Source organism: Arthrobacter sp. 9MFCol3.1 (assembly GCF_000620385.1).
In the GTDB taxonomy this organism is placed as follows: domain Bacteria; phylum Actinomycetota; class Actinomycetes; order Actinomycetales; family Micrococcaceae; genus Arthrobacter.
In genome coordinates this window covers 172003-197066 of sequence record NZ_JIBJ01000004.1, presented here as the reverse complement: position 1 = coordinate 197066, position 25064 = coordinate 172003, and the positions used below count along the sequence as shown (strand labels likewise).

The 25064-nt window shown below is 66.5% G+C and carries 27 protein-coding genes; 11 read left to right on the top strand and 16 right to left on the bottom strand.

Annotation, left to right across the window (positions count from 1 at the left end):
• The first annotated feature begins 113 nt into the window (after positions 1–113).
• Positions 114–1439, top strand: coding sequence for a wax ester/triacylglycerol synthase domain-containing protein (locus C560_RS0103700; RefSeq protein WP_026537173.1), 1326 nt, complete (start codon positions 114–116; stop codon positions 1437–1439).
• 85 nt (positions 1440–1524) lie between these two features.
• Here C560_RS0103700 and C560_RS0103695 read toward each other — a convergent pair whose 3' ends face one another.
• From C560_RS0103695 to C560_RS0103680, 4 genes are all read right to left on the bottom strand, one after another.
• Entirely contained in the window at positions 1525–2049 is a 525-nt protein-coding gene (locus C560_RS0103695) for a hypothetical protein (RefSeq protein ID WP_026537172.1), read from the bottom strand.
• 73 nt (positions 2050–2122) lie between these two features.
• Positions 2123–2710, bottom strand: a complete 588-nt coding sequence (locus C560_RS0103690; protein WP_026537171.1) for an AAA family ATPase — start codon at positions 2708–2710, stop codon at positions 2123–2125.
• An 87-nt stretch (positions 2711–2797) separates the two neighbouring features.
• Positions 2798–4093, bottom strand: a complete 1296-nt coding sequence (locus C560_RS0103685) for an MFS transporter (protein ID WP_026537170.1) — start codon at positions 4091–4093, stop codon at positions 2798–2800.
• 61 nt (positions 4094–4154) lie between these two features.
• Entirely contained in the window at positions 4155–4802 is a 648-nt protein-coding gene (locus tag C560_RS0103680; protein ID WP_026537169.1) for a bifunctional 4-hydroxy-2-oxoglutarate aldolase/2-dehydro-3-deoxy-phosphogluconate aldolase, read from the bottom strand.
• Between the two features lie 94 nt (positions 4803–4896).
• Here C560_RS0103680 and C560_RS0103675 point away from each other — a divergent pair, with 94 nt between their 5' ends.
• Positions 4897–5709: a DeoR/GlpR family DNA-binding transcription regulator gene (locus C560_RS0103675; protein ID WP_026537168.1), complete on the top strand. Its 813-nt coding sequence runs from the start codon at positions 4897–4899 to the stop codon at positions 5707–5709.
• 83 nt (positions 5710–5792) lie between these two features.
• Here the strand turns inward: C560_RS0103675 and C560_RS0103670 are convergent, their stop codons facing one another.
• The 4 genes from C560_RS0103670 to C560_RS0103655 all read right to left on the bottom strand — a co-directional run bounded on the left by C560_RS0103670 (position 5793) and on the right by C560_RS0103655 (position 9306).
• A complete protein-coding gene (locus tag C560_RS0103670) occupies positions 5793–6113 on the bottom strand; it encodes a carboxymuconolactone decarboxylase family protein (RefSeq protein WP_026537167.1) in 321 nt (106 codons plus the stop codon).
• A 54-nt stretch (positions 6114–6167) separates the two neighbouring features.
• Positions 6168–6896 (bottom strand): flavodoxin, encoded by a 729-nt coding sequence (locus C560_RS21165; RefSeq protein WP_026537166.1) that lies wholly within the window; start codon positions 6894–6896, stop codon positions 6168–6170.
• A gap of 107 nt (positions 6897–7003) precedes the next feature.
• The gene (locus C560_RS0103660; protein WP_026537165.1) at positions 7004–7861 is read right to left on the bottom strand and encodes an aldo/keto reductase; all 858 of its coding nucleotides are present in this window, start codon (positions 7859–7861) and stop codon (positions 7004–7006) included.
• A gap of 65 nt (positions 7862–7926) precedes the next feature.
• Complete coding sequence (locus tag C560_RS0103655; protein WP_026537164.1) at positions 7927–9306, bottom strand: MFS transporter; 1380 nt, start codon at positions 9304–9306, stop codon at positions 7927–7929.
• Between the two features lie 131 nt (positions 9307–9437).
• Between C560_RS0103655 and C560_RS0103650 the strand changes: the two genes are divergently transcribed.
• Positions 9438–10352, top strand: coding sequence for a helix-turn-helix transcriptional regulator (locus C560_RS0103650; RefSeq protein ID WP_026537163.1), 915 nt, complete (start codon positions 9438–9440; stop codon positions 10350–10352).
• Positions 10353–10623: 271 nt separating this feature from the next.
• Here C560_RS0103650 and C560_RS23295 read toward each other — a convergent pair whose 3' ends face one another.
• Both C560_RS23295 and C560_RS21160 read right to left on the bottom strand, forming a co-directional pair.
• A complete protein-coding gene (locus C560_RS23295) occupies positions 10624–10812 on the bottom strand; it encodes a hypothetical protein (protein WP_018773281.1) in 189 nt (62 codons plus the stop codon).
• 75 nt (positions 10813–10887) lie between these two features.
• On the bottom strand, positions 10888–11358 hold the full coding sequence (locus C560_RS21160; RefSeq protein WP_043422470.1) for a MarR family winged helix-turn-helix transcriptional regulator: 471 nt from the start codon (positions 11356–11358) through the stop codon (positions 10888–10890).
• 81 nt (positions 11359–11439) lie between these two features.
• Between C560_RS21160 and C560_RS0103635 the strand changes: the two genes are divergently transcribed.
• Positions 11440–12150, top strand: a complete 711-nt coding sequence (locus C560_RS0103635) for a hypothetical protein (RefSeq protein ID WP_026537162.1) — start codon at positions 11440–11442, stop codon at positions 12148–12150.
• Positions 12151–12174: 24 nt separating this feature from the next.
• Here C560_RS0103635 and C560_RS0103630 read toward each other — a convergent pair whose 3' ends face one another.
• Both C560_RS0103630 and C560_RS21155 read right to left on the bottom strand, forming a co-directional pair.
• Complete coding sequence (locus C560_RS0103630; RefSeq protein WP_026537161.1) at positions 12175–12639, bottom strand: hypothetical protein; 465 nt, start codon at positions 12637–12639, stop codon at positions 12175–12177.
• Positions 12640–12817: 178 nt separating this feature from the next.
• Positions 12818–13198 (bottom strand): DUF7793 family protein, encoded by a 381-nt coding sequence (locus C560_RS21155; RefSeq protein WP_051532987.1) that lies wholly within the window; start codon positions 13196–13198, stop codon positions 12818–12820.
• Positions 13199–13362: 164 nt separating this feature from the next.
• Between C560_RS21155 and C560_RS0103620 the strand changes: the two genes are divergently transcribed.
• Positions 13363–13665: a DUF4193 domain-containing protein gene (locus C560_RS0103620; RefSeq protein ID WP_018773286.1), complete on the top strand. Its 303-nt coding sequence runs from the start codon at positions 13363–13365 to the stop codon at positions 13663–13665.
• Between the two features lie 185 nt (positions 13666–13850).
• Entirely contained in the window at positions 13851–15401 is a 1551-nt protein-coding gene (locus tag C560_RS0103615) for a M1 family metallopeptidase (protein WP_026537160.1), read from the top strand.
• 75 nt (positions 15402–15476) lie between these two features.
• Here the strand turns inward: C560_RS0103615 and C560_RS0103610 are convergent, their stop codons facing one another.
• Complete coding sequence (locus C560_RS0103610) at positions 15477–16211, bottom strand: NUDIX hydrolase (protein ID WP_026537159.1); 735 nt, start codon at positions 16209–16211, stop codon at positions 15477–15479.
• Between the two features lie 107 nt (positions 16212–16318).
• Here C560_RS0103610 and C560_RS0103605 point away from each other — a divergent pair, with 107 nt between their 5' ends.
• A complete protein-coding gene (locus tag C560_RS0103605; protein ID WP_026537158.1) occupies positions 16319–17380 on the top strand; it encodes an SPFH domain-containing protein in 1062 nt (353 codons plus the stop codon).
• A 9-nt stretch (positions 17381–17389) separates the two neighbouring features.
• Entirely contained in the window at positions 17390–18289 is a 900-nt protein-coding gene (locus C560_RS0103600; RefSeq protein WP_026537157.1) for an inorganic polyphosphate kinase, read from the top strand.
• A 45-nt stretch (positions 18290–18334) separates the two neighbouring features.
• Here C560_RS0103600 and ggt read toward each other — a convergent pair whose 3' ends face one another.
• Complete coding sequence (gene ggt, locus C560_RS0103595; protein WP_026537156.1) at positions 18335–20161, bottom strand: gamma-glutamyltransferase; 1827 nt, start codon at positions 20159–20161, stop codon at positions 18335–18337.
• A gap of 344 nt (positions 20162–20505) precedes the next feature.
• Here ggt and C560_RS0103590 point away from each other — a divergent pair, with 344 nt between their 5' ends.
• Both C560_RS0103590 and C560_RS0103585 read left to right on the top strand, forming a co-directional pair.
• On the top strand, positions 20506–22290 hold the full coding sequence (locus C560_RS0103590; protein WP_231494247.1) for a DUF222 domain-containing protein: 1785 nt from the start codon (positions 20506–20508) through the stop codon (positions 22288–22290).
• 143 nt (positions 22291–22433) lie between these two features.
• The gene (locus C560_RS0103585) at positions 22434–22958 is read left to right on the top strand and encodes a DUF2087 domain-containing protein (protein ID WP_026537154.1); all 525 of its coding nucleotides are present in this window, start codon (positions 22434–22436) and stop codon (positions 22956–22958) included.
• 227 nt (positions 22959–23185) lie between these two features.
• Here C560_RS0103585 and C560_RS0103580 read toward each other — a convergent pair whose 3' ends face one another.
• On the bottom strand, positions 23186–24328 hold the full coding sequence (locus tag C560_RS0103580; protein ID WP_231494246.1) for a phosphotransferase: 1143 nt from the start codon (positions 24326–24328) through the stop codon (positions 23186–23188).
• A 156-nt stretch (positions 24329–24484) separates the two neighbouring features.
• On the opposite strand from C560_RS0103580, the gene C560_RS23290 reads away from it, so the two are divergent.
• On the top strand, positions 24485–24646 hold the full coding sequence (locus C560_RS23290; RefSeq protein WP_155855737.1) for a hypothetical protein: 162 nt from the start codon (positions 24485–24487) through the stop codon (positions 24644–24646).
• 23 nt (positions 24647–24669) lie between these two features.
• Here C560_RS23290 and C560_RS0103570 read toward each other — a convergent pair whose 3' ends face one another.
• Positions 24670–24975, bottom strand: coding sequence for a hypothetical protein (locus C560_RS0103570; protein WP_026537151.1), 306 nt, complete (start codon positions 24973–24975; stop codon positions 24670–24672).
• Positions 24976–25064 lie beyond the last annotated feature (89 nt).

Genomic DNA, 25064 nt, shown 5'->3' with positions numbered 1-25064 from the left:
ACATGACGACCAAGTCGGGTCGCAGGCTGTCTCTGCTCCGCAACTTGTGGGTTGCTGTTTTCTTCCCTCCAAGGAGTACAGAGAATTCAGAGATCTGGTTCCGGGGACCGAAAATGACGCCAAGACAACATGTTGACCGGGTGAGTGCCGAGGACATGATGTCCCTGGACGCCGATATCGGCTCAGCACCAATGCAAGTCGGGGCCATCCTCATGCTCAGCGAGGAAGGCGGCGAAGGTCCGGCACCCCTCCTGGATGCACTGGCGCATCGGCTCGGCGCTGTCCCCCGGCTGCGTCAACGGCTGGTCTCTGTCCCCTTCGGCTGCGGGCGGTCCATTTGGGCGGAAGATTCCGGCTTTGATCCGGCACAGCACCTGGGCGTGATCGCCTGTCCGGCCGGCGGCGAGGAAGCCGTGCTCAACATTGCAGCCGAAATGCTCGCCACGCCGCTGTCCCACGACCGTCCTCTCTGGTCAGCCAAGCTCATTACCGGCGTGAGCCAGGACCTGTCAGCGCTTGTCGTCGTTTTTCATCATGTCCTCACGGATGGAATTGGAGGTCTTGCCGTCCTGGAGGCCCTGGCCGCCGCGGAAGAGGGATGGGATGGCCGCCGGGAGTCCGAAATTCCATACTCGGCGCTGCAGCTGGCCATTGATGCTGCGAGGAGCCGATTCAACGCGCTGGCCCGGCTGCCGGCCGCACTGCGGACCGCAGCCGCCGGAGCCTCCGAGTTGCGACAGACGGGCAAGCCCCGGGCTGCCCGCACCTCACTCAACCGCCCGACGGGTCCGCAACGGACGCTTACTGTCCTCCGCTGCGACGTGGAGGCCGTCAGAACCGCCGCACACGTGCACGGAGCGACGATCAACGATCTCATCCTCACCGCCGTCGCGACGGCCTTGCACCGCGTGCTGCTGGCGCGGGGCGAATATGTCGAAGAGTTCGTCATCTCCGTGCTGTTTTCGGCACGCCGCCACACAACAGTCACCTACTTGGGGAACCGGAGCGGCATCATCCCGGTGACCGTTCCCGCGGTCGGTCCGACCAACAGACGGCTGGCAAAAGTGGCCGCAACAATGATGAGTGTCAAGCAGCGGCCTCCCGGGGCCTCCACTGCAATCATCGGCCCCGTATCCCGGATCGCAGCGCACCTTGGCGCCTACCGCTTCGTCATAGACCACCAACACCTTGTCCATACATTCGTCACGAACCTGCGGGGGCCCGAACGTGCCCTGGAGATCGCGGGCAGGCCGGTAACCGGGATCATTCCGCTCGGAGCGATCAGCGGTAACGTAACGGTTGCATTTGCTGTCCTCTCCTACGCCGGCACGCTGACCATCACCGCAATCGCCGATCCCGAGACATGCCCGGACCTGACCCGACTGCGTGACGAACTTTCCAGCGCACTCGAAGCTCTGATGGAGACTGGGCCCGCATAAGCTTCGACCCGGGAATGTCCGGTCATGGAGAGCAGACGGCCGGGCGCATTATGCGCGGGTGGGAACCTAGCTGACCTGGCGCTGGCTAACGCCGTTTATCCAAGCGCTTACGGACCTTTGTCCAGAAGCCCGGACCGGCGCCGTCGTGTTTCATCTGCTCGGTCCAGTGGCTCTTCGAGGTGTCCCTCCGGTAGACATGACTGTGAACGGTTGGGTCCGTACTTAGCAGCCAGTCCACGACGCCCCAGAATTGGGCCAGCAAGTCCTGCTGGAGCGCTTCCTCGCGTGAGAGTTTGTGGCCCCAAACGGGTGAGTCAGGATATGGCTGGGCTGCGTCCACCACAGTCGCCGCCGGTTCTGCGGCTCCCTCTACGGGACCGACTCTGCAGCCGAAGCTCACTCGCCCGCCGGTGGAGTCGTCCCCGAATGGACCGAATATGACATCGATCCACGCCTCATGTTCGTCGCCATGGTGATGAAGTGCTGACTTCGCAATGGCATGGGTGCGGCCATCCATCAGGATGAAGTGATCCACAACGACAAAGGTCGCCCCGCAACAGGAGCATTCATGCTCACGAATGTCCGGCGCGCCGTCCAAGCTCAAGGTCATGCCCCGACCCTAAGCGATGGACGGGGTATCCTGCCGGCAACCGGGGCATAGTCTGTGGACGCCAGGGCAAAGTTTAGGTCTGGGTGGAACAGAGTTCAGCTTCAAAAGCGGTCATGTCAGCAGGCGCTGCGCTGTTGTCAAAATCGATGTGCATCGCGCCGTGCCAGCGGCAGGAGTTTGCTTGGGCTCCCGCCCAGAAGGTTTCCCAGTTGGACAGTTTCCATTCATCACGCGGGTAGCCGCGGGTGATGAGGCGTTGCCGGAGGGCCTCTCCGGCAAGTTTGACGTGGACCACTACGAGTTCCGCGTCTGGCCACTGGTGGTGGGCACGGATCTTGGTCAGGTATTCGCTGTCGGAAAAGAACTTTCCGAAGGGTGCGTCCAGGACCACGGAGTTGCCTGCCATGAGGTTGTCCCTGGTGAGGTCCAGGATGGACGCATATTCCAGGGGCATGATTGTCGTTTGGTAGAACTCGTTGTTGTCTCGTTCGTTGGGATCCGAGTTGTTCAGCTTGAGCAGCAGCTCGGTGAAGCGGATGGTGGCGGTGTCCTTGTCGATGTAGGCGGCGCCGAACCGCGCGGCGATCAGCCGGCTGACGCTGGACTTTCCAGAGCCGGCAGGGCCGATCACAAAAAAGACTTTGGGAGTGGTGGTAGTCAACTGCCTGTTCTTCCTTGAACCTGTGTTGTGCTGTGGCGGGTGCTAATCCGCGCCCGCCACAGCACGCCTAGTGCGTGGGGATATTCCTTAGACCTTGATGGCCGCTCGGCGGTCCTTGACGAAGACGCCGTAGGACAGGGCGCCGACGATCAGCAGCATGCCACCGATCAGGAACACCAGTGTGTAATTGCCGCCGGTTTCATTCAGGATGTAGCCGGTGACGATCGGGGCCACCGCGGCGCCGAGGAACCCGCCGAAGTTCTGGATTGCACCCAGGGATGCCACCTGGTTGGAGTCAGCGATGTCCGAGGCCAGGGTCCACAGCACGCCGATCGGCACCTGGGCCGCAAAGTAGCCGACGGAGAGCAGCACGATCGCCAGGGCCGTGTTCTCGACGTAGGCGACCGGCAGTACAGCGGCGGCGGCGAGCAGGGCGCCGCCCACGATCGGGATCTTGCGGGCCGTGATGGTGGGGACGCCGCGTTTGATCAGCTTGCCGGAGAGGATGCCGCCGGCGAGGACTCCAACGATGCCGCAAAGGAACGGCAGCCCGGCAAGCCAGCCGATCTGGCTCAGGCTGAAGCCGCGGGCCGTCTGCAGGTAGCTCGGAAGCCAGGTCAGGTACACCCAGACGGTGTAGAAGATGCCGAACGCGCCGAGGACCATGAACCAGGTGTTCTTCTTCTTGAGCAGTTCGCCCCAGCCGGCCTGCTTCTCCTTGGGCTGCTGCTGTTCCTCGAACTCCGCGCCCTTGATGATGAACTGTTCCTTCATCGTGGGGTCCCGGTAGATCCGGAGCCAGACGAGGGCGATCACAATGCCCAGGGCGCCGATCACGATGAACATGCCCCGCCAGCTCATGGTGAGCATCAGGAACGTCAGCAGCGGCGGGGCGATAGCGTTGGCAAGCTGTGAGCCGGTGTTAATAATTGATACGGGAAGTGCCCGCTCGGACTTGTTGAACCACTTGTCGGCCACTTTCAGCCCCGAGGTGAAGAACGGGGACTCGGCGATGCCGAGGGCCACGCGGGCGGCGTAGAGGAAGCCGAAGGAGTTGGCGAACGCCGAGAGCATCGAGATGATGGACCACAGCCCCGCGGCCCAGGCGAACATGCGCTTGGGGCCGAATTTGTCCACGAGGTAGCCGGCAGGCAGGTTCGCGATGGCATACGGCCAGGAGAATGCGGACAGGAGCACGCCCATCTGCAGGGTGTTGAGGCCGAACTCTTTGGCGATCGTGGTGTTCGCGATGCTCAGGTTGTTGCGGTCCAGGTAGTTGATGATGCCGCCGATCACGAGCAGCGCGATCAGGTACCACCTGATCCGCACGCCCTTCGCGGGCTTCACCTCGGATGTTGCGATTTCTGCGGAAGCTTGGCTCATGCAGCTCACTCCTTTGTGTTCTGTCGACATTTTCTGTCGGATGTCGTTGTGGTGCCAGACCCTACGGCCGGGCGTTGTCTATCGCTTCGAGGAACGTCCGGGCAGCGCGGGCAACCAGCCCGTAGTCGCCGTCGTTCTGGGCGGCCTTGGTGACGAAGCTGCCGACGCCGACTGCGGTCACGCCAGCGGCGAACCACGCACCGACGTTCTCCGGCGTCACTCCCCCGGACGGCATGATCGGTGCCTGCGGCAGCGGCGCCAGGATCGTCTTGACGTAGGCGGGGCCGCCGAGTTCAGCCGGGAAGAGCTTCACTATGTCGGCACCGGCTTCCAGCGTGTTGAGGACCTCGGTGGGGGTGAAGGCGCCGCTGGCAGTGACCGCCTGGTAGCGGTTGGCCGCGGCGATCATGTTCGGGTTGAGCTGCGGGCTGACGAGCAGCCGCGCCCCGGCCGCCACCGAGGCGTAGGCGGCTTCGGCGTCTAGCACGGTGCCCGCTCCCACGACGATCCCCTGATCGCCGTATTTGTCGGCCAGCCGCTCGATGACACCGAGAGCGCCAGGAACGGTCAACGGGACCTCGACGGCCCGGATGCCTCCGTCGATGGCTGCCTCGGCAACCCGGTAGGCCTCGTCTGCCGAACCCAGCCGTGCGATAAGCAGGGCACCGGTGCGGACAATGGTTTCGAGTACTTCAAACTTGGTTAACATGATTTAAGAGATTAGCCCAAATTTTCACACATGGGAACATGTGCGTGAAAGTTTGTTAAAGTAGTGATGTGTCCGCGTACCGAAGGAGTTTTACGTGAATCCGACAGTGAGACCGCTCATTCCTGAGCAGCGCCACCAGGAGATCTTGCGCCTGCTGCGGCGCGAAGGAGTGCTGAGCATCCGCAGCCTCACGGACTACATGAGTGTGTCCCACATGACCGTCCGGCGGGATATCACAGCGCTGGAGGATCTAGGTCAGGTCGTCTCAGTGCAGGGCGGGGTCCGCCTGGCGGAATGGACCGGTCAGGCCCCGCCGCGGGAGCGGGAATTCCGGGCCCAGCTCGAGCTGCCACGCAAGCAGGCCATCGCGGAACTCGCGGCCCGGTTCGTGGAAGATGACATGGTGGTGTTCCTGGACGCGGGGACCACCTGTCAGTCCGTGGTGCCCTACCTGAGCGAGCGTAAGAACCTCACGGTCGTCACCAACGACTTCTACGTGGTGACCAGCCTTTTCGCTCACCCCCACATCGAGGCCATCCACACCGGCGGCGCCGTGGACCCCTCCAGCGCATCCAGCTCGGGGCGGATTGCGGCGGAAGCCATCAAGGGCATCAACATCGACCTCTTCTTCCTCAGCACCGGCACCTGGAACATGTCGCGCGGTGTCACGACCCCGTCGATGGACAAGGTGGAGATGAAGCTCGCCGCCCTCGAGGCCTCGACCTCGTGCTTCCTCTTGGCGGACAGCACCAAGTTCGGAACCGTCTCAAGGTTCCGTGTTGCCCCGATCGACAAACTGGATGCGGTCATCACCGATGAGCAGCTGCCCCAGGAAATGCAGGAGAGCATCCGCGAGCTGGGCGTCACAGTTCATGTCGCAGGACTTCGGAAGCCGGGCCTGACGTAGCCGCCTCCGGAGCCCTGCTTCAGATCCGTGCTGAAATGGTCGGAGTGCGATCGACCCGTTAAATGCCGGGTTCGTGGACACCCTCAGGCGGTGAAGATTTCCCTGGTGACCGTGATGGCGGACATCGCTTTGGGCCAGCCGGCGTAGAAGGCCAGGTGGATGATGGCTTCCTTGAGTTCGGTCTCGGTCAGGCCGTTGGCCTTTGCGCGTACGAGGTGTCCGCGGAGCTGGTCGGTGCTGCCGCTGGTGACGAGGCTGGCGACCGTGATGAGGCTGCGGTCCCGTGGGGAGAGTTCGCTCCGTTCCCAGACGTCGCCGAAGAGCACGTTGTCGGTGAGGTCGACGAGCTTGGGGGCGAAGTCGCCGATGAGTTGCTGGGCCCGGGTCTGGTGTGAATTGCTCATGCTGGAGTCCTGTCGGGAAGTGTGTGCAGTGGATGGGGATTGGGTGAGGGCAGCTCACCCCGCCGGGCTTGAACGGTCCTGGAGCAGTCCGGTGCGGCGTAGCCAGGCCTCGGCAGCCGGCCCGGCGTCCCGGACGTCCTCGCCCCGCACCGCGAGCCCTTCGCCGATGGTCGCCCCCGGGCAGGAGCGGGCGTAGTCCTGCTCGGTGGTGCCGAGACCGCTCATGGCGTGGGTGGTGACGGCGTGGATGGTTTTGCCGGTGAAGTCGTAGCTTTCGGCGAATGTCGTCATGATCATCGGCGCCCGGACGTTCCAGATCCCGCTGGCCAGCAGCACGGTGTCGTACTCCTCGATCGAGGCAAGCGGCGAGGCCATGGCCGGGCGTGCGTTGCCGTCCTGCTCGCGGACGTTGCGCGCGACGGTCGCGTCGTAGCCGTCCGGGTAGGGGTCCGCGGCCTCGATGCGGTGGACGTCGCAGGCGATGAGATTGCCGATCGTGCCGGCCAGTACTTCGGTGTTGCCGACGTCGAGGTTGGTGCGCCCGCCGTAGTAGTAGTTTTCCCCGGCGCGGGAGAAGTAGGCGAGCAGGACCCGGCGGCGTTCCCGCGCTCCCGGGGTGATTTGTGCGGAGGGCGGCGTGGCTGGTTCTTGTGGGGGCATGGGGGCGTCCTGTTCTCCCGGGCCGCAACCCGAGATTCCGGCCGTGATCATGGCGGCGCCCAGACCGCTGACGGCCGAACGCAGGACTGCGCGCCGGGCAATGGGCTCCAGGCTGGTGTTCATCACGGGTCTCTCTGGTCGTGTTTGCCGGCCCGGGCCCGGCGGTGGCCCGCGGCAATGGGGTCCGTCCGGGTGCCGGGTCGGGTCACCCGGACGGAAGGCGGGCGTGATCAGCCGATCCGGCGTCCGCCGAGCCAGCTGACCATGGCGGGGTCGCGGTGGTCGAAGAAGAGGCTCGCACCGGTGTCCAGGGTGGCGATCCGGCTCATCTGTTCGTCGGTGAGCTCGAAGTCGAAAACATCGAGGTTCTGGGCCATCCGCTCGGGCCGGACTGATTTGGGGATGACGACCACTTCGCGCTGGATGAGCCAGCGGAGGACGACCTGGGCCACGGACTTGCCGTGCGCCTCGGCGATGGCGCTGAGGAGCGGATCGGTGAACAGGTTGTTCTTTCCCTCGGCGAAGGGTCCCCAGGACTCAATCTGGACGCCGCGTTCGCGCATCAGTTCCTGGTCGGTGGCGCGCTGGTGGAAGGGGTGGGTCTCGATCTGGTTGACGGCCGGGACGATCTCGTTGTGGTCGATGAGGTCGACCAGGCGGTCGGGGTGGAAGTTGGATACGCCGATGGCGCGGGCCAGGCCTTCCTTGTTGATTTCCTGCATGGCCCGCCACTCGCTGTAATAGTCCCCGAGCGGCTGGTGGATCAGGTACAGGTCAATGTAGTCCAGTCCGAGCCGGTCCAGGGATTTTCCGAAGGCGCGCCTGGTGTCGTCCTGGACGTTGCCGGCGGGTGCGTGCTGGATCCAGAGCTTGGTGGTGATGAAGAGTTCGTCGCGGGCGATTCCGCTGGCTTTGATCGCGGCGCCGACGGCCGCTTCGTTGCCGTAGGAGGCGGCCGTGTCCAGGTGGCGGTAACCGGCCGCGAGAGCGGCTTCGACGGCGGCCTGGGTTTCGTCGTCGGGGATCTGGAAGACGCCGAAGCCGAGGATCGGCATCTGGACGCCGTTGTTGAGGGTCACGTTATTCATGGGATTTCCTTTGTGCGGGGTATCGGTTGGTTGCGGACGGGGCCGTGGCGGGGCCTGTGGCTCTGTCACGTTTGGGGCCGGGGTGCTTCCGCATGCCGTAGTCGCAGCGACGCGGCGATGAGGATGAGGAGGACGACGGCGGTGGTGCCGAGGCCCAGGCGGAGGCCGTCCATGAAGTCGTGCCCGGCGAGCAGGGCGCCATAGATGGCGACGCCGAGGGAGCCGCCAACCTGCCGGGCGGTGTTGATGACTCCGCTGGCGGTCCCGGCGTTCTGTGCCGGCACGTGGTCCATGACGAGGGCGATGATCGGGGGAACAGTGAAGGATCCGCCGACGCCGACGGGGACCATGACGAGCGCCACGAGCAGGGCCGGCGCGTCGGCGGGGAGCATCCACAGCCCGGCCAGGCCCAGCGCCATGAGCAGTTGGCCGGCGGCGATCATGGCCACGTTGCCGAACCGGACCATCAGCCGGGCCGCGAGGGGGTTGAGGACGGCGACGAGGCCGGTCATGGGCAGGAACAGCAGTCCGGTCTCCAGCGCGGTGGCGCCGCGTTGCTGTTGGAAGTACAGGCTCTGGAGGAAGACGACGCCGTAGAACGCCGCCATCGTGACGACGGCTATGGCCAGGGCAGTGGAGACTGTGCGTGACCGGAACAGGTCCAGCGGGACCATGGGATGCCGTCCCCGGGCCTGCGCCAGCACGAATGCGGCCGCAGACGCCGCGCACACAGCGAACAGGGTGAGGATTTCGGGGCTCCCATAGCCAACCTCCGCGCCTTCGATGATTCCGTAGGTGAGGCTGGCCAGGGCCAGCACGGCCGTGATCTGCCCGAGCCAGTCATAGGGCGCCGGCCGCCGTGGCGACGGGGCGACACGGGAGAGCACCACGAGTGCTGCCGCACCGACCGGCAGGTTGACGAAGAAGATCAGCCGCCAGTCGATCTCGGTGAGGACGCCGCCGAGCACCGGACCTGCCGCCGCGGCGACGGAGCCGCCCAGACCCCAGTACACGATGGCCCGGCCGCGACTGGCTGCGTCCTGGTAGGCCTCCCGGATGAGCGCCAGGGAGCTGGGGGTGATCATCGCCGCGCCGATGCCCTGCAGGATGCGACCGGCAATGAGGACCGGCAGGCTCGGGCTGAACCCGCACGCCAGGGACGCAACGGTGAACACGATCATGCCGAGGCCATAGGCGCGGCGGGCCCCTGCCCGGTCGGAGAAGGTCCCCGAGAATAGCTGCAGGGCGGAAAACATCAGGGTGTAGCCGGTGACGATCCACTGCAGTCCGGACAGGCCGCCTCCGAGGTCGTTGCGGATCTCTGGCAGGGCAACGTTGACGATCTGGGCATCCAGGGCAACGACGAAGAACCCGAGCATGGCTACCGCCAGCGATGCGCGCGGCCGGGCCACCGTTCTCGAGGGGCTGAGCGTGGATAAAGACATGGTGTCCTTGCAGGATGGGGAGACTGGACTCATTCAAGAAAACCAGTCGTTTCCTGCGCGCGGGAGTACCTGCCGTGCGGTGTACTGCCAGTTCCTGTTAGGCCGGACCGGGAGGTCGTAGCGTAGGGGCCATGGAGAACAGTCAAGACGTCCGCGAGTTCCTCATGAGCCGGCGCTCGCGCATCACTCCCGCCCAGGCCGGGCTGCCCGCCTACGGCGGGACGAGGCGGGTGGCCGGCCTCAAACGCGAGGAGGTGGCCATGCTGACCGGCGTCAGCACCGAATACTATGCCCGGCTCGAGCGTGGAAACCTGCGGGGAGTATCCGAGAGCGTCCTCGAATCCCTCGCCGCGGCCCTCCAGCTCGACGAGGCCGAACGGGCACATCTGCTCGACCTGGCCAGGGCCGCCGCGCCATCGCGGGAACCGGGGAAGCGACGGGTCCGGGCCGAAGTCCGGCCCAGCATAGAGCGGATACTGGCCGGAATGACCGGCACGCCCGCCTATGTCCGCACTACCCGCATGGACATCGTGGCTGCCAACAGCCTCTGCTTCGCCCTCTACGGCGGCATCCTCAGCCCCGAGACCCTGCCGCTGAACCTCGCACGGTTCATGTTCTTGGACCCGCGTTCCCGGGACTTCTTTCTCGAATGGAACACCCTGGCAGATGACCTCGCCGCCGCGCTCCGCACCGAAGCAGGCCGCAGCCCCCACGACAGAGCCTTGAACAACCTCATTGGTGACCTTGCCACCGGAAGCACGGAATTCTCGACACGCTGGGCACGGCACAACGTGCGCTTCCACCGCTCGGCCCGCAAGACACTGCACAACCCGCTCATCGGAGACATCGAACTCACCGGCGATTCACTCGAAATCCCCGGAGAGGGCCTGACCCTCATCGCCTACACCGCCGAACCCGGAAGCCATGCCCAGGAACAACTCGACTTCCTCACCAGCTGGAGTGCCGCCGGAAAACGACCGGCCGAACCGACTGCAGCCACCGCAGCGACCATGCCACCCGAAAGCGACTCGCAGGACCGACCTTGAGCATCAAATAGCGCCGCGAAAAACTGACCCTACCCGGACAGCAGCACGTTCGAGACCTAGGGGATTCCCGGAGCCCAACCCTCAGGACTTTCAGAATGCGGCCGTGGCTACGCTTCCGCGCTCAAGAGAACGGGCCGGACCCGCACAGGGGGACCCGCTACGGCTGCGCCCGAGGAGTCGTCGCCGTTAGCAGTGGCCGCCAAATAGACGGACGCAGAAAGGAAAGGCAGGCACTAGAAGGGCGCCTGCCTTTCCGTCGCCCACGCCGCGCTCAGTGGCTCTTGCGTGCGTCCTGCAGGTGCCGGTCGAGCTTTTCTTCGGCTTCGCGGCGCCGCTGACCGATGATGCGCAGCTGCTGCGTGATCGGATTTCCGTAGCCATCAACGTCGCGGTGATGCGTGCCCTTCAGGCGCTCGGGGCCGGAGGGCAGGGTCAACCGCGGTTCAGTATTTTCGCCCATACCGGGATGATCCCACACCGCCCGCCGGCTGAAAAGGGACTGTTTTAGCCTCGAAAATTGGCCGGCACGCCTGGTTCACTCCCGGCTCGTGTCCCGATGCAGGTCCGTGTCGAGGGCATGGCCGCTGGCCAGCCTGGCCAGCAGGAGCCCCAGCTGCGCAGACTGTTCGTTGGTGAGCGGGGCCAGGAGTTCGGCCTCGTGCCGTTCGGCGATTCCGCGCAGTGCTCCGAGCACCTTCGTGCCCTCGGCTGTCAGCCGGAGCTCGTAGTTCCGCCGGTCGGCGCTGCTGCGCACGCGCGCCACGAGGCCCCGCGTTTCCAGCGAGTCGATGAGGGGAACAATGCGGCTCGGCACCGCTCCCAGGCGGTCGGCCAGGGACCGCTGGCTCAGCCCGGGGGTGCGGCCGAGCAGGCGGAGGACGCCCGCGTCGCTTGGGGTCAGGCCGAGCTCGCGGGTGCGTTCGGCGAAGCGTGCCGATGCCAGCGCCCCGAGCTGGGACAGCAGGAAAGCGGTTCGCTTCGGCCGCGGAGGATCCGGTGAGTCCATGCTCCAATATTACGCCATTGACAGAATCATTCAACAGATGAATCATTTTAGTTGTGACGTAATTATCGGAAAGAAGCGATCATGACCGACCTGTCCTCCCACCACACCGTTCCCTCGACGCGGTCCGGCGGTCCCAACCCGGGCATCCTGGCGGCCGTGAGTCTGGGACTCACAATCGGAGCCCTGCTCAGCAGCACGATGCTCACCAACGGGCAGACCTACGTCTCGCCCTTCTCCCCCGCCGGCCAAGTCGCGGCATATTTCCATGGAAACCCCGACGCCGTGCGGCTCGCCAGCCTGTTCCAATTCGGTTCAGCGGTACCGCTCGGCATCTTTGCGGCCACCGTTTACGCCCGGCAGCTACGGCTTGGCGTGCGCGTTCCCGGGCCCGCAATCGGCTTCTTTGGCGGCATCACCGCCTCGGTGTTCCTCATGGCCTCGGCCGCCGTGGGGTGGGTCCTGAGCCGCCCGGAAATCACCACCGACGTGACGCTGACCCACGCACTGTCGTTTCTCGCGTTCATCACCGGCGGCGTCGCCTATGTCGTCGGCCTGGGTCTCCTCGTCGCCGGAATCGCCGTCCCCGCCCTCATCCTGCGCTTCGTGCCGCGCTGGCTGGCCTGGGCTGGTCTGGTGATCGCCGCCCTGTCCGAGCTGAGCTTCCTCTCCATGGTGATCGAGCCGCTCCAGTTCCTGCTGCCCGTCGGGCGGTTCGGCGGACTCCTCTGGCTCATTGCGGTCGGATTCCTGTTGCCGCGGAGCCGGGCTGCCGCGAATCGACGGGAACCCTGAGCCGTCCGAACTGGCTTGCCCGGCCTAGGCACCCTCCCCGGAGACGCCGCCGAGCACGCCTCCGTCCGTGCGGCCATAGCGCACGCGCTCAGTGGGACGATGATGCAGGAGGGGTTGGCGGGCGGCCGAACGGCGACCTGGCGACCGTCCGGCGCCTGGCCTCGATGGCTGCGCGGGCGTTTCCGCCGCCGCTTCATCCGTGACGAGTGTCAGGTCGGTTCGCCGGCCCTGGGCAGCTTCTTCCCGGAGCGCGATCAGGTGTTCCGCCAGCGCAACTTCAGGCCGGCCCGGGTAGGCCTGCAACAAACGGCACAGCTGATCCCGGGCACGGGCCTGCCCCGGCGACGAATCAGACAGCACTTCGGCGATGATCCCGGCGGCCTGCAGGCGTATCCCCCGCGCCCGGCTGTCCTCCGACTCGTTGACCAACGCGTCCGTGGGTGTGTGTCCGTGTGAGGGTTCCGCACGGGACGACAACTCAGTGGACATTGGCATTCCTTTGTTCCCGTTCCGGCAGAGCCCGGAACCGGCCACGATCCCGAGAGCCCTGCGTACATTCCTGGAGCCGGCGGGGCGGAAGACCGTGAAGACACATTACAACGGGAAAGACCGGTCTGTCTCGGGTCGGGGGCGGATTTGATGCCGGCGCCGTGCCCTGTGGCAGTGCTTAATCGCGGTCCTGGATGACTTCCCGCAGCCATGCGATTGCGTCGGTCCTGGAGGTAAAGAACTCGTGCGGGTACTTGGTCTCCCGGCTCGTGGCGGAAGCGATGACCCTGTCGACTGTGCTGGACCCGAGGACGGCGATGGCCACCACGCCCCTGCTCTGTGCGAACTGGTATCTGGCCGCCGCGCTGAACACCACGTCGGTCATCTCGGAGAGCATTGGCATCGGCGTCCCGCCACTGATCCGGTCCACGGCAAGCATGGCGTCCCGGGCGTCGGCGGCGTCCACAAAGGAACCCGGGCGCCAGAGGCTCCTGAGTATTCCTGCATCGACGCTGAGCGAGTTCTTCCCGTCAGCGGCGTCGATTGGTCCCTGCATCATTCCGTTGATCCTAGGCCCGAACTGCGGCGGCGCCCCGCACCGCGCCCATGGGATGGCCGGCGAACGCCGCACGGCGTGGATTCTGCCCCCGACTGTGGAACAACCGCGGGGTGCCGTACGTTGCACTTAGCCTAGTTAAGACTCGAGAAATGAGAACAGGCCAAGTGGCAACCGATTACGACGAAGTCCGCTCGGACGTCAAGGAAACCCAGGAAAACTCCCTGGAAGCACTGCAGTCCGCCAACGCGCCGGACGCCCGCAGCGTCGTCCAGGAACTCGACGAGGCCGACGGGCTGGATGGGGCCGGAGTCCCCGGCGGCGAGTTCATCGCAGAAGAGCTGATTGTCCAGGTCATCCCGCAGGCTAACGACGAGTTCACCTGCAGTTCCTGCTTCCTGGTCCGGCACCGTTCCCAGATCGCCCGGCAGTCTGGCAACGATATCTACTGCACGGACTGCGAGGGATAAAAGCAGGCTGCCCTGGCCGAGGCCGCCGGCGCGGGAGCGTGGTCCCCGCCTGACGCGTTGTTCCGGACAGACCATCCGCAGGCTTTGGCCGGCCTCCTGCCATTCCCCCGGACAGGTACCAAGGTTTTCCAAAGTTGCTGTGGGGATCATGGGCGACATTCCACAACGGCATTGGGGGCGCGGTCATGGGGCAGCACTTCAGAAGGCTCCTGCGTCGTGCTGCGGTCACCGTCGTGCTGGCCGTGGCCAGCGTCGGCGCAATCAGCGGGACTGCGCAGGCCGCCCCCAGCCACGACAGCCCCCATTACACTGCGGGCGCTCCCGGCAGCGGCGACGAGTACTTCCCGTTCGCCGGCAACGGCGGCTACGACGTCCTGAACTACGACCTCGCCCTCCGCTATGCGCCTCCGGCCAATCCCGCGGTGCTCGCGGGCCGCCTCAGCGGGGTCGCGACTGTCACCGTCCGTGCGAAGCAGAACCTGGAGTCGCTCAACTTCGACCTGCGCGGCCTCGGCGTCACCTCGGTCCACGTCGATGGCAAGGCCGCCAAGTGGTCCCAAGTGCAAGACGACGCGAACCGGATCTGGGAACTCACCATCGGGCTGCGGCCGAAGCTGAAGGCCGGACAGACGACGTCGATCGTGATCGAGTACGGCGGAATCACCGGCCGGCCGCTCGACACCACCGGGGCGCTCTACGGTTGGGTCACCACCGCTGACGGCGCCATGGTGGTCAACGAGCCCGAGGGTGCGGCGACCTGGTACCCCGTGAATGACGACCCTGAAGACAAGGCGACCTACACGTTCCGCATCACGGTGCCGGCGGGGAAGACGGCCGTGGCCAACGGCCTGCCCGTCGGCAGGCCGGCGACGAAGGCCGGATGGACCACATGGACGTGGAAGGCCTCGGACCCGATGGCCAGCTACCTGTCGACGGCGAACGTCGGCGACTTTGCCCTGTCCTACGACGTCGGTCCGCACGGGCTGCCCATCATCAACGCGATCGACGCGGACGTGACGGGCGCGGCACTGGCCGAGACGAAGGCGTCGCTTGCGTTGCAGCCCAAGATGATCGCATTCCTTGAAGGCCAGTTCGGTCGGTACCCGTTCGAGGCCTTCGGCGCGATCGTCGACGACGACACGGTCGACTATGCGCTGGAGACGCAGACGCGGCCGGTCTACTCGGAGGTCGCGGACGAATACACGGTGGTGCACGAACTCGGGCACCAGTGGTTCGGAAACGCGGTGAGCCCGTCCGACTGGCAGGACATCTGGCTGAACGAGGGCTGGGCGACGTACATCGAGTGGCTGTGGGCCGAGCACCAAGGCACGGCCACGATGCCGGAACAGTTCGGGGACGCGGTGACATACCTCGACGCGAACAACCGCTGGGCGCTCAACATCGCAGACCCGGGCCGCGACAACTTGTTCGCGGGCCAGGTCTACCTCCGCGGGGCGGCTGCCCTCTACGCGCTGCGCGCTGAGATCGGCGACGCGGCATTCCTCCGCGGCACCCGGATGTGGTTGAGCCGCTACAACGACTCGACGGCGACGACGGAAGACTTCGAAGCCGTGATGGAAAAGGCCTCGGGCCAGCAGCTCGACGCGTTCTTTGACGACTGGCTGCGCCAAGGCGACCGCCCGGCGATGCCACAGCAAGCGGTAGCGAAAACTCGCGTGATTCCAGGACCGGCCCCGACGCATTCCCACAACACGCCAAGGAGCACACTCCGGTAGCGGAGGGCTCCTGGACGGCCGTGGACACCAGGTGTACCAACCTGAACCCTCGACACCTTGCTGGCTGGTGGGGCGTCAGGCACGCGGGCGCATGAGCGGTGGGTTGAGCACGGCCCGTGCTGGCTGGCCTGCTGCCTGGCGGGCTGCTTCAGCGAGCCGGAAGAGCGCGGCAGGGCGGCCGGCGTCCCCTGTCGTCATCCGCCCGGTGTCTTCCAGGAAACCAGGCGTTCCCGTGGCCTTCCGGTGGAAGTTCCGGGGGTCCAGCCGCGTGCCCCAGACGGCCTCGTACACGGCCCGGAGCTGGGCAATGGTGAACTCGTCGCCGCAGAAGGCCGCCCCCAACGGCGAATATTCGAGCTTTGATTTCGCCCGCTCCAAGGCGTCGACGAGGATCCGCTCGTGGTCGAACGCGAGCTGTAATTCGCCGTCCAGCACCTGGCTGACCGGGTACCAGGCAGCGTGCTCGGCGTCGCTCCCGGCGGACAGGACGGGGAAGTTGGGCGCGAGCAGCAGGTGCGCCACTGTGAGCACATCCCCCCGCGGGTCTCGCCCCTTCGGGCCGTAGCTCCCCAGTTGCTCCAGATGGCCAGGAACCCCCACGACGCCGGTTTCCTCGGTCAGCTCACGTCCCGCCGCCGTCGCCAGGTCCTCCCCCGCCAGCACGAAACCGCCGGGCAGGGCGAGCCTGCCGCGGAAGGGCTCAATGAGGCGGGTGATGAGCAGGACCTTCAGGACGTCGTCGGTCACGGTGAGGGCGACGACGTCGACCGTCACCGGGAAGCGCGCGGGCGCCGGGTGGGATTCAGGCATGAACCCATCGTAGATATTTATCGTCATATTGACAATAAATCGGGCAAGGCCCTACAGTTTAGTTATCGTCAAATTGACGACAACACTGAACGGTTTAGGAGAATCCCATGGCCAGCATCAAGCGCTACCCCTGGATCAGCCACTTCCTGGGCAGCCCCACCGGCTATGTCGTCCACCTGCAGAAGGGCGAGGTCAAGCACCAGGGAGTCGGCCAGGCCTTCTGGTTCCGGCCGGCGAGCTCAGTGCTCAGCGAGGTTCCCGTGGACGATCAGGAACTGCCCACCCTCTTCCACGCCATCACCCGAGACCACCAGGACGTCAGCGTCCAGGCCAACGTGACCTACCGCTTCATCGACCCGGTGGCCGTCTCCAACCGGCTGGACTTCGGCCTCCAGCCGGCCGGCGCGGCGCCGTCGACCGGGAAGGAGCAGGTGGCCACGATTATTGGCCAGCTGTGCCAGAGCCACGCCATCGACCAGATCGCCACCACGACGCTGGCCGAGGCGCTGGAACGCGGAGTCAGCCAGCTCCGCAACGTCCTCACCGAGGCCCTGCGCGCTGACACCCGGCTCCTGTCCACCGGCATCGAGATCCTTGGGGTGCAGGTCCTGGCGGTCCGGCCGGAGTCCGACGTCGAACGGGCCCTGCAGACGCCGGTCCGCGAACAGCTTCAGGCCGAAGCAGACCGCGCCGTCTACGAACGCCGGGCAGTCGCCGTCGAGCGTGAACGGACCATCTCCGAGAACGAGATGGCGAGCCAGATCGAGCTGGCCACCAGGCGCGAACAGCTGGTTGCCCAGGAAGGCGCCAACGCTCGGCGCCAGGCGGAGGAAAAGGCCGCAGCGGGACTCATCGAGGCGGAGGCTTCGGCCGAACGCAAAGGCATCGGCGCCTCCGCCGAAGCGAACCAGATCCGGCTCGTAGGCCAGGCGGCAGCGGCGCGTGAGGCCGCCACCATGGAGGTCTACAGCGGCATGGAACAGGCCACTCTGCTGGCACTGGCCCTGCGCGACGCAGCCGGATCACTGCCCAACATCGGCAACCTCACCATCACGCCAGACCTGCTCAGCGGGGCACTTGCCGGACTGTTCAGGGAGCCCGCGGGCGGCGCGGTTCCGGCTGCTGCCGCCGGCGTGGTGGCAAGCACCACCGGCAGCTTCGAGAACTAGGATCCTGACATGGCAAACCCCCGCCTCGTCATCGTCCACCGGCGGACCGAACTCCAGGAACTCCTGGACCGGCACGCCACCCGCGGCCAGGCCGATTTCTTCCTCCGCACCCGCGGCCGCACCCTCCAAGACGTGCAGGAGCGCCACGACCGGCTCAACGCAGCACTGGCGAGCGTCCGCGCCGCAGTTCCGGCCGAATGGCGGCACGCCGAAGTGGAACGCGCAGACCTCAGCAGGTTCCTGCTCACACCGGAGGACGTCATCGCCGTTGTCGGTCAGGACGGGCTTGTGGCCAACACGGCGAAGTACCTCACCTCCCAGCCCGTCATCGGGGTCGACCCGGAACCGGAAGCAAACCCAGGCGTCCTGGTTCGACACACACCCAAGGCGGCAGCCAGGCTCCTGCAAGAGGCCGCTGCGGCCGGGACCGTGCAGCGGCTGCAGTGCCAGGAACTCGCAACTGTGACGGCACGGCTCGACGACGGGCAGGAACTCTCGGGGCTCAACGAGGTTTTCATCGGGCACGCCTCCCACCAGTCGGCCCGATACCGGCTCACGACCCCGGCGGGCCGGGCCGAGCGCCATTCTTCTTCGGGACTGATCGTCTCGACCGGCACCGGCGCCACGGGCTGGTGCGCATCCATCGCCCTCGACCGCGGCGGACGCCCCCTGCCGTCGCCAACAGACCCCCGACTGGCATGGTTCGTCCGGGAGGCATGGCCCTCCCCCATCACCGGAACCTCCTTGACCGAGGGGGTCCTGGAGGCAGGCGAAACACTCCGCATCACTGTTGCATCCGACCAGCTCGTGGTGTTCGGTGACGGGATGGAAGATGACCGCCTCACCGCATCCTGGGGACAGGAAATCACGGTCCAGCTAGGCGCACGGCCGCTCCGGCTGGTGGGGTAAGAACCCCGCTGACGCCCCTTCCCCGACTTCCCCAAGCTGCGCGGCCTACCTCCGCGACGCCTTGAGGGCCATCGCGGATCCGCCGCCGCGCCGCACGGGCTCGGCGGCTGCGACCATGCCGCCATCTGGCAGGAACTCGATGGCGGTCGCGGCGCCGATCTCCGCTGCCGAGGTGAACGCATCCCCCGACGGCGTGAACTGATGGCCAAAGGGTGCCAACTGACTGCCGTACTTGGCGATGAACTCCGGCTCGGCCGTGACCTTGGCCGCGTTGCGTTGCGAGGCCCGCGGTGCCGCGATCGCCTCGGAGGTGGTCATGCCCAGGTCCACCCGATTCAGGATGGTCTGCAGGACGGTGGTGATGATGGTCGATCCGCCGGGCGAGCCGAGGGCGAGGAACGGTTTGCCCTCCTTGAGGATGATGGTCGGCGACATGGACGAGCGCGGGCGCTTTCCCGGCTCGATCCGGTTCGGGTCGGCCGGGTCGTAGACGGTCGAGAAGTCGGTCAGCTCGTTGTTGAGCAGGAAGCCGCGGCCGGGGACCACCATGCCGGACCCGCCGGTCTGCTCGATCGTGAGCGTGTAGTCCACCACGTTCCCCCACTTGTCCGCGACCGTCAGGTTGGTCGTCGAGATGTTCTCCGTGTCCAATTCGACCGCAGGCGCGACGGCGGCGGCCGGGCACGCGCCGTCGTACGCGGACACGTCCCCCGGCGCAACAGGCTTCGCTGCCGCGTGCAGCGGGTCGATCCGGCAGGTGCGCTCCTTGCCGAACAGAGGGTCAGTGAGCGCGGCGGTGGGGACGCCGACAAACGCGGGGTCCCCCACGTACTTGCCACGGTCCGCGAAGGCAAGCGCGCTGGCCTCGAGGTAGTGGTGCAGGGCGCCCGGCGTGGACATCCCGGACAGGTTGGAGGGGTCCAGGATGTTCAGCGCCTCGCCTACCGTGGTGCCGCCGCTGCTGGAGGGCGCCATGCCGTAGACGTCCAGGTCGCGGTAGTCCACGTGCGTGGGCGCCTGGTCCAGGGCGCGGTATGCGGCGAGATCCGCCGTCGTCAGGTGGCCTGCCGGAACGGGCAGCTGGGTTTTGGACGTCTTAGGCGGAGCCTGCACCGTGGCCGCGATCTCGGCGGCGAGCGGTCCGCCGTAGAAGCCGTTCGTGCCCTTTTTCGCGATGAGCCGGTATGTCTCGGCGAGGTCGTGGTTTTGGAAGACGCTGCCGACGGCGGGGGCGTCTCCGCCCGGGAGGTAGAGGCTGCTGGTCGAGGTGAAGGCCTCGAACCGGGCCTTGTTGTCGAGGGTCTGCTGGCGGAACGTCTTGTCGACCACGAACCCGCGGGTCGCCACGTTGATGGCGGGTTTCAGGGCATCGCCGAGGCTCAACGTGCCCCACCGGTCCAGGGCACGCGCCCAGGTGGCCGGGGTGCCCGGGACGCCGACAGAGACGCCGCTTGTGACGAGCTCGGGAGTGAAGTTGTACGGCTTGCCGGTCGCCGGGTCGATGAACGCGTCGTGCGGCATGCCTGCCGGTGCGGTCTCGCGGCCGTCGATCGTGCCCACCTTTCCGGTCTTCGCGTCGTAGAACACGAAGTAGCCCCCGCCGCCGATTCCGGCACTGTAGGGCTCAGTCACGCCAAGGGTCGCGGCTGCGGCGACGGCGGCGTCCGCCGCGTTGCCGCCCTTGCGGAGGACCTCGATCGCCGCCGCGGATGCCTCCGGGTCCACGGTGCTCACCGCACCGCCGTACCCAGTGGCGGTTGACGTCTTTGCGATTTCCCGCGGATCGGCCTGCGCAGGGGCGAGCACGCCGCCCGTCACGCTCAATGCCAGGGCCGCCGTGACAGCCACCAGCCCACGTGTCATATGTGCCATGATCGCTCCCGAGTCCGTGTTACGCGTATTGACAGTTCTTGTCACGCTACTACGCAGGCGTGCGACACTCAACACTCGCACCGGTGGCGTTGGCTGCCCTCTCGCCGGCCGTCAGAAGGGGCTGCCGGCTGCTCGGTGGCGTCGGCGGGGTCCGGGGCGCGGGCGCGGCCCGGGGGCGCGGCGTGGCGTCCCCGGCATTTAAAGCCGCTCCCGGCACTCCGCCCGCGTTGATCGTTGGCGGCTTGCCGCAACTGAAATCCGCGGACGTAAGTCAGTGCCTTAGTCATGTGGCTACAAGACCGGTCTCATCAAATATTGTCGGTGCCTCCTGAGATGATCTGAGTGTGGAGAGCAAGACCGTGTTGGGTGCGGAGAGCGGGGCGGCCGTGGAGGCCGTCGCCGAGTCCGTTGCCGGGCTGGCTGCCTTGGCCGGATCGGGCGCTGGCCACGCCGATCCGCCGGTCGTCGATTCTTTGCCGGACTCGGATCCGTTGCGGGGACTGGCGGAAGGTTGCCTGGACGGGCTCGCCGAGGTGGCTCGGCTGGAGGCCCGGACCGCGGCGCTGAAGGTTCAGCTGGCCGCCGACTACGCGCAGGCGGCCAGGTTCCTGGCCCCGCCGGCGGCGTCCGCGCGGGACCGTGCCGTTCAGGAGATGGCCCTGGTGGCCGAGGTCGCGTGTGTCCTGACGGTCAGCGAACGCAGCGCCGGCGCCCTGCTGGCCGAGTCCCGGGCCCTGACGGCGGCGCTGCCGCTGACCCTGGCCGCGCTGCGGGCCGGGACGATCTCCTGGGCCCATGCCCGGATCCTCGTGGAGGAAACCGCCGGCCTGGACCGGGCCGGCGCGGCCGGGCTCGAAGCGCACTTCCTGGACCCCGCCGCACCGAACGCGGCCCGCGGCTGCCCGGCCGGGGACCTCGTCCCTGCCCGGTTCCGGGCCAAGGCACGCACCTGGCGCGAGCGCCACCACCCGGCCAGCATCGAGACACGCCACGCCACGAGCGCCGCGGACCGGCGGGTCGAGTTCGTCCCGGACCGGGACGGCATGGCCTGGCTCTCCGCGCACCTTCCGGCCGACACCGCCGCGGGGATCTGGGAACGGACCACCGCCGCGGCCCGCGCCCTGCAGGGCCCGGACGAGCCCCGGACCCTGGCCCAGCTCCGCGCCGACATCACCGCCACCTGGCTCCTCACCACCGGCGGCACGGGTACGGGTGCTGGTGTGGGGACGGGTGCGGGCTTGGCAGGGGGTGGGGTTCCGTCGCCGCGGGCGCAGGTCCTGGTCACCGTCCCGGTCCTGTCCCTGCTGGGCGCCACGGACGAACCGGCCGTGCTGGACGGGTACGGGCCGATCCCGCCGTCGATGGCCCGCCGCCTGATCGCCGACGGCGCCGGCTCCTTCCACCGGGTCCTGACCGACCCCCGGGACGGGGCACCGCTGGAAATCGGCCGGACCAGCTACCGCCTCACGACGGCCCAGCGCCACTGGCTCCGGCTCCGCGACGGCAGGTGCCCCTTCCCGGGCTGCGGCAACCACTCCCTGGACAACGAGGCAGACCATATTCTGGCCTGGGCCGACGGCGGCAGCACCGGAATCTCCAACCTGGGCCAGCCCTGCCCGAGACACCACCGGCTCAAACACGCCTCCGCCTGGACACCGGCCGGGGCCAGCAAGGACCACCCGCCGGGCTGGACCTCCCCGGCCGGGCGGCACTATCCCAGCGAACACCAGGACTGGGAGCCACCCCGCTGGCCCGAGGACTGGCTGCCCGACATCCCGGCCACGGACACACGCCCGGAACCCGGCCACGACCCGGACCTGCCCGAGGATCCGTACCCGGCCCCGCCCGAGGATCCGTACCCGGCCCCGCCCGAGGATCCGGACCCGGACCTGCCCCCGGACCCGGAACCAGGCCTGCCCGAGGATCCGGACCCAGGACTGCCGGAGGACCCGGAGCCAGGCCTGCCCGAGGATGCGGACCCGGGCCTGCTCGAGGATGCGGGCCCGGGCCTGCCGGAGTGTCCGGACCCAGATCTGCCGGTGGACCCCTTCCCCGACTGGCACCAATTCACCGCCTGGCACCCATTGCCCGATCCAGTACCGGAATACCGCCTGCTCCAATCCATCTGAACGGCCACCCGTCAATGTCCGGGCCATCAGCACGCCGTCTGCAGGCACTGTCCGCCACTCCCGCGCAGGACTACGATTTTGGCTGTTGACCAAGTACCCGTGACCAGCACAGGCGGGGGCAAGTGCAGAGTGAGGAAAGCGCTGTGACCGGAACGACGATGATGAGTGGACCGCACTGGCGGCGAGTAGTGGCAGCCCTCGCCAACAACGACGCGCGGACCGCCTACGCGCAAATAGTGCTCGGCGCCAAGCTCCACGACGTGCTTGCTGACCTGAATGACCACCGACGAAACCGGGCCACCGCTGCCCTCCTTGAGTCGGGACTCGTGGAACGCAATGCTGCCAACGAACTGGTGGCGCCCGAGGCGATCTTCCGCGACCTTCTCACGCAGCAACCCCGGCGACAGCCGCAAACCGGATTGGCCCGCTTTATGCGCTTGGGGAGGATCGAGAGGTATCCAGCCAACATGACGGAACGGCGGGAGCTCCTGGCTTGGATCGTCAGCGAAGCCATCGAGCCGGGCGAACACCTAACGGAAAAGCAGGTAAATGAACGGCTCCTCAGCTACACCGATGACGTCGTGATGCTGCGGCGCTACATGATCGACTTCGGACTACTGGACCGGACGCCCTCCGGCTCCTCCTACTCCCGGCACGACGAAGCCTAGGCCTGGAACCTGGCATTCTGACAGCCTCAAAACCTGTCCGAGCGCCAACTCAGCGCAGACGGGACGCAGTGACACACGTCGACCGTCGGCGAAGGCGGCGTGCGGATCGGCGGCAAAGCTAGTACGGAAATAGTCGGCGGTCCCGAACGGATCGGGGATACCGAGGAACGTCCCGAACACCGCCCTGCAGATCCCCGCGCAGCCCCGGACCCTTGAGCTGACGGAAGCTACGCCTCAGTGGTCTGATAATGCTTTGCCTTTTCGTCGAGAACGGCGGTGGCCATGGCTAGTCGCCCGGGGAGCGGAACCAATGCCTCCCGGAGCCAGATGGTGTCCGAGTAGGCATGGAACCGGTCCGGATTTACATGCAGTTCCTGGGCTACGGCCAACACTTGATTGTGAGCCGTAAGGTAGCGTGCCGACGACAAGTCGTTGCGGCGCCGGTGCAGCTCCAAGCGCACATCCATCTTGGCCAGATCGCGGGCCGCCTCTGCTTGGGCTCCTTCGTCAAAATCCAGCAATCCGAGCGGGGACCGATCGTCGACTACGATGATCTGCTTGCTGTGCAGGTCTCCGTGGGACCACACCAGCGGATCCGGGGCCGTCCGTAGCAAATTCTTCGTCACATCCTCCGCTGCGGCCCGCAAGGCACTGACTTGAGGCGACATTTCCGGCACGTTTTCGAAGTGACGAAGCCAGCGGTTCACGCATCGCCGCAGATACTCCGCTTCCACCTCTGCTGAGCGGAGCGGCAGGCTGTTCAGAACGCTGCGTGCGGCGTTGCCGGGCGGGACGCTCAGCTGAGCGACCCACGAGCGCGCCCATTTCTCCCATGCCCGTGCGAACGATTCATCGCTGGTCGTGTAGTCATCCTCACTCAGCTCGTGCAGGGTCGGTCCCGGGACGGTGCTGAAAGCGATGACGTCCTCGGAGCGGCGGAGGATCCTGGGGGTCGTGAAGGTGCCGCCGGCGTCCAGGAGAATGTCCACGCGAGCGCAGCGTTCGGCGGACGCGATGGCCTGCCCTGGCCGGAAGATCTTTATGTAATGGCCCTCCGCCCGGACCACCGCACGCCTGTGGGGCCGATATGTAATGAGTTCGCCTTCCTGGGCTTCCGCCCGCAAGGCGGGCAGTTCGGGATCGTCCAGCGGCACGAGTTCAAAGCGCCCCTGACGCAGATAGGCTCCACGGAGAGCGCGGGTCCGGCCCTGGCTCACGACCTCCAGCACGTAGTTTCCTGGCTTCTTGTCGAACCAGGCCCGGCTGACGCGCCAAGTTGTGCCAGTAGCTTCGTCGGCATATTGCGGGACGGGTAGGTACCAGCTCATCGGATCAGCTCCAAGTGCCGCATCAGATTGTGTGACCAGCATGAACGAGGAGCATGAGGTCCAGATGAAGTGCGCATTAAGGAACCCTCATGAATGGACCGCCGTCGGATCGCTCTAGCTGAGGTGGACGGGCTGCAGAAGATCTCGACGGCGGGATGCAGCGCAGAGTCCGCTACGGAAATCAGTGAGGAGATCCGCTTGGCAATCGCCCTAATCAACCCAATTCGGGAAATGATGCAGAGCCTGGCCGGCGGTACTTTTGACGTTGCCCAGCACGGCTACGGCCTCGCGTCCATGATCTGCCAGGGCGCCGACCGGGAGGCCCAACTCCTCAAGGAGCAGGCCTGTATCGGCCTCTAGCCGGCGCACCTCGCCAACAGCCGTCAGCCCGCGCCCTGGCCTTCGCGGGCCACCTCTTCCAGAATCCTGGCTGTCGGCGCTGCCGTCATCAGCTGCCCTATCACCTCTGGCTTGTCCCACACCTGGCTGCGCAACTTTTCCAGAAAGCCGGTCGCGGCGTCCTTGGTGTCGAAGTCCAGGAGCACGGCCACGCTGTTCTGGTCCTCGGCATCCCGGAACAAGCGGACAGACCGGGCGCCCGAGGCGGCGCGGCCCGCGGGATCGCTGTCGAAGACGTTCTTGAAAGCCTCGTAGTCCCGGACCGGATAGCTAATCTGCAGGGTGAACATCGTCGTTCCTTTCCCTCGGGCTGTGTCAGGAACACGATAGGCCGACCAGCGCAATCCCGGTAGGGCCGGAGAGCAGCTTTGACCCGGTC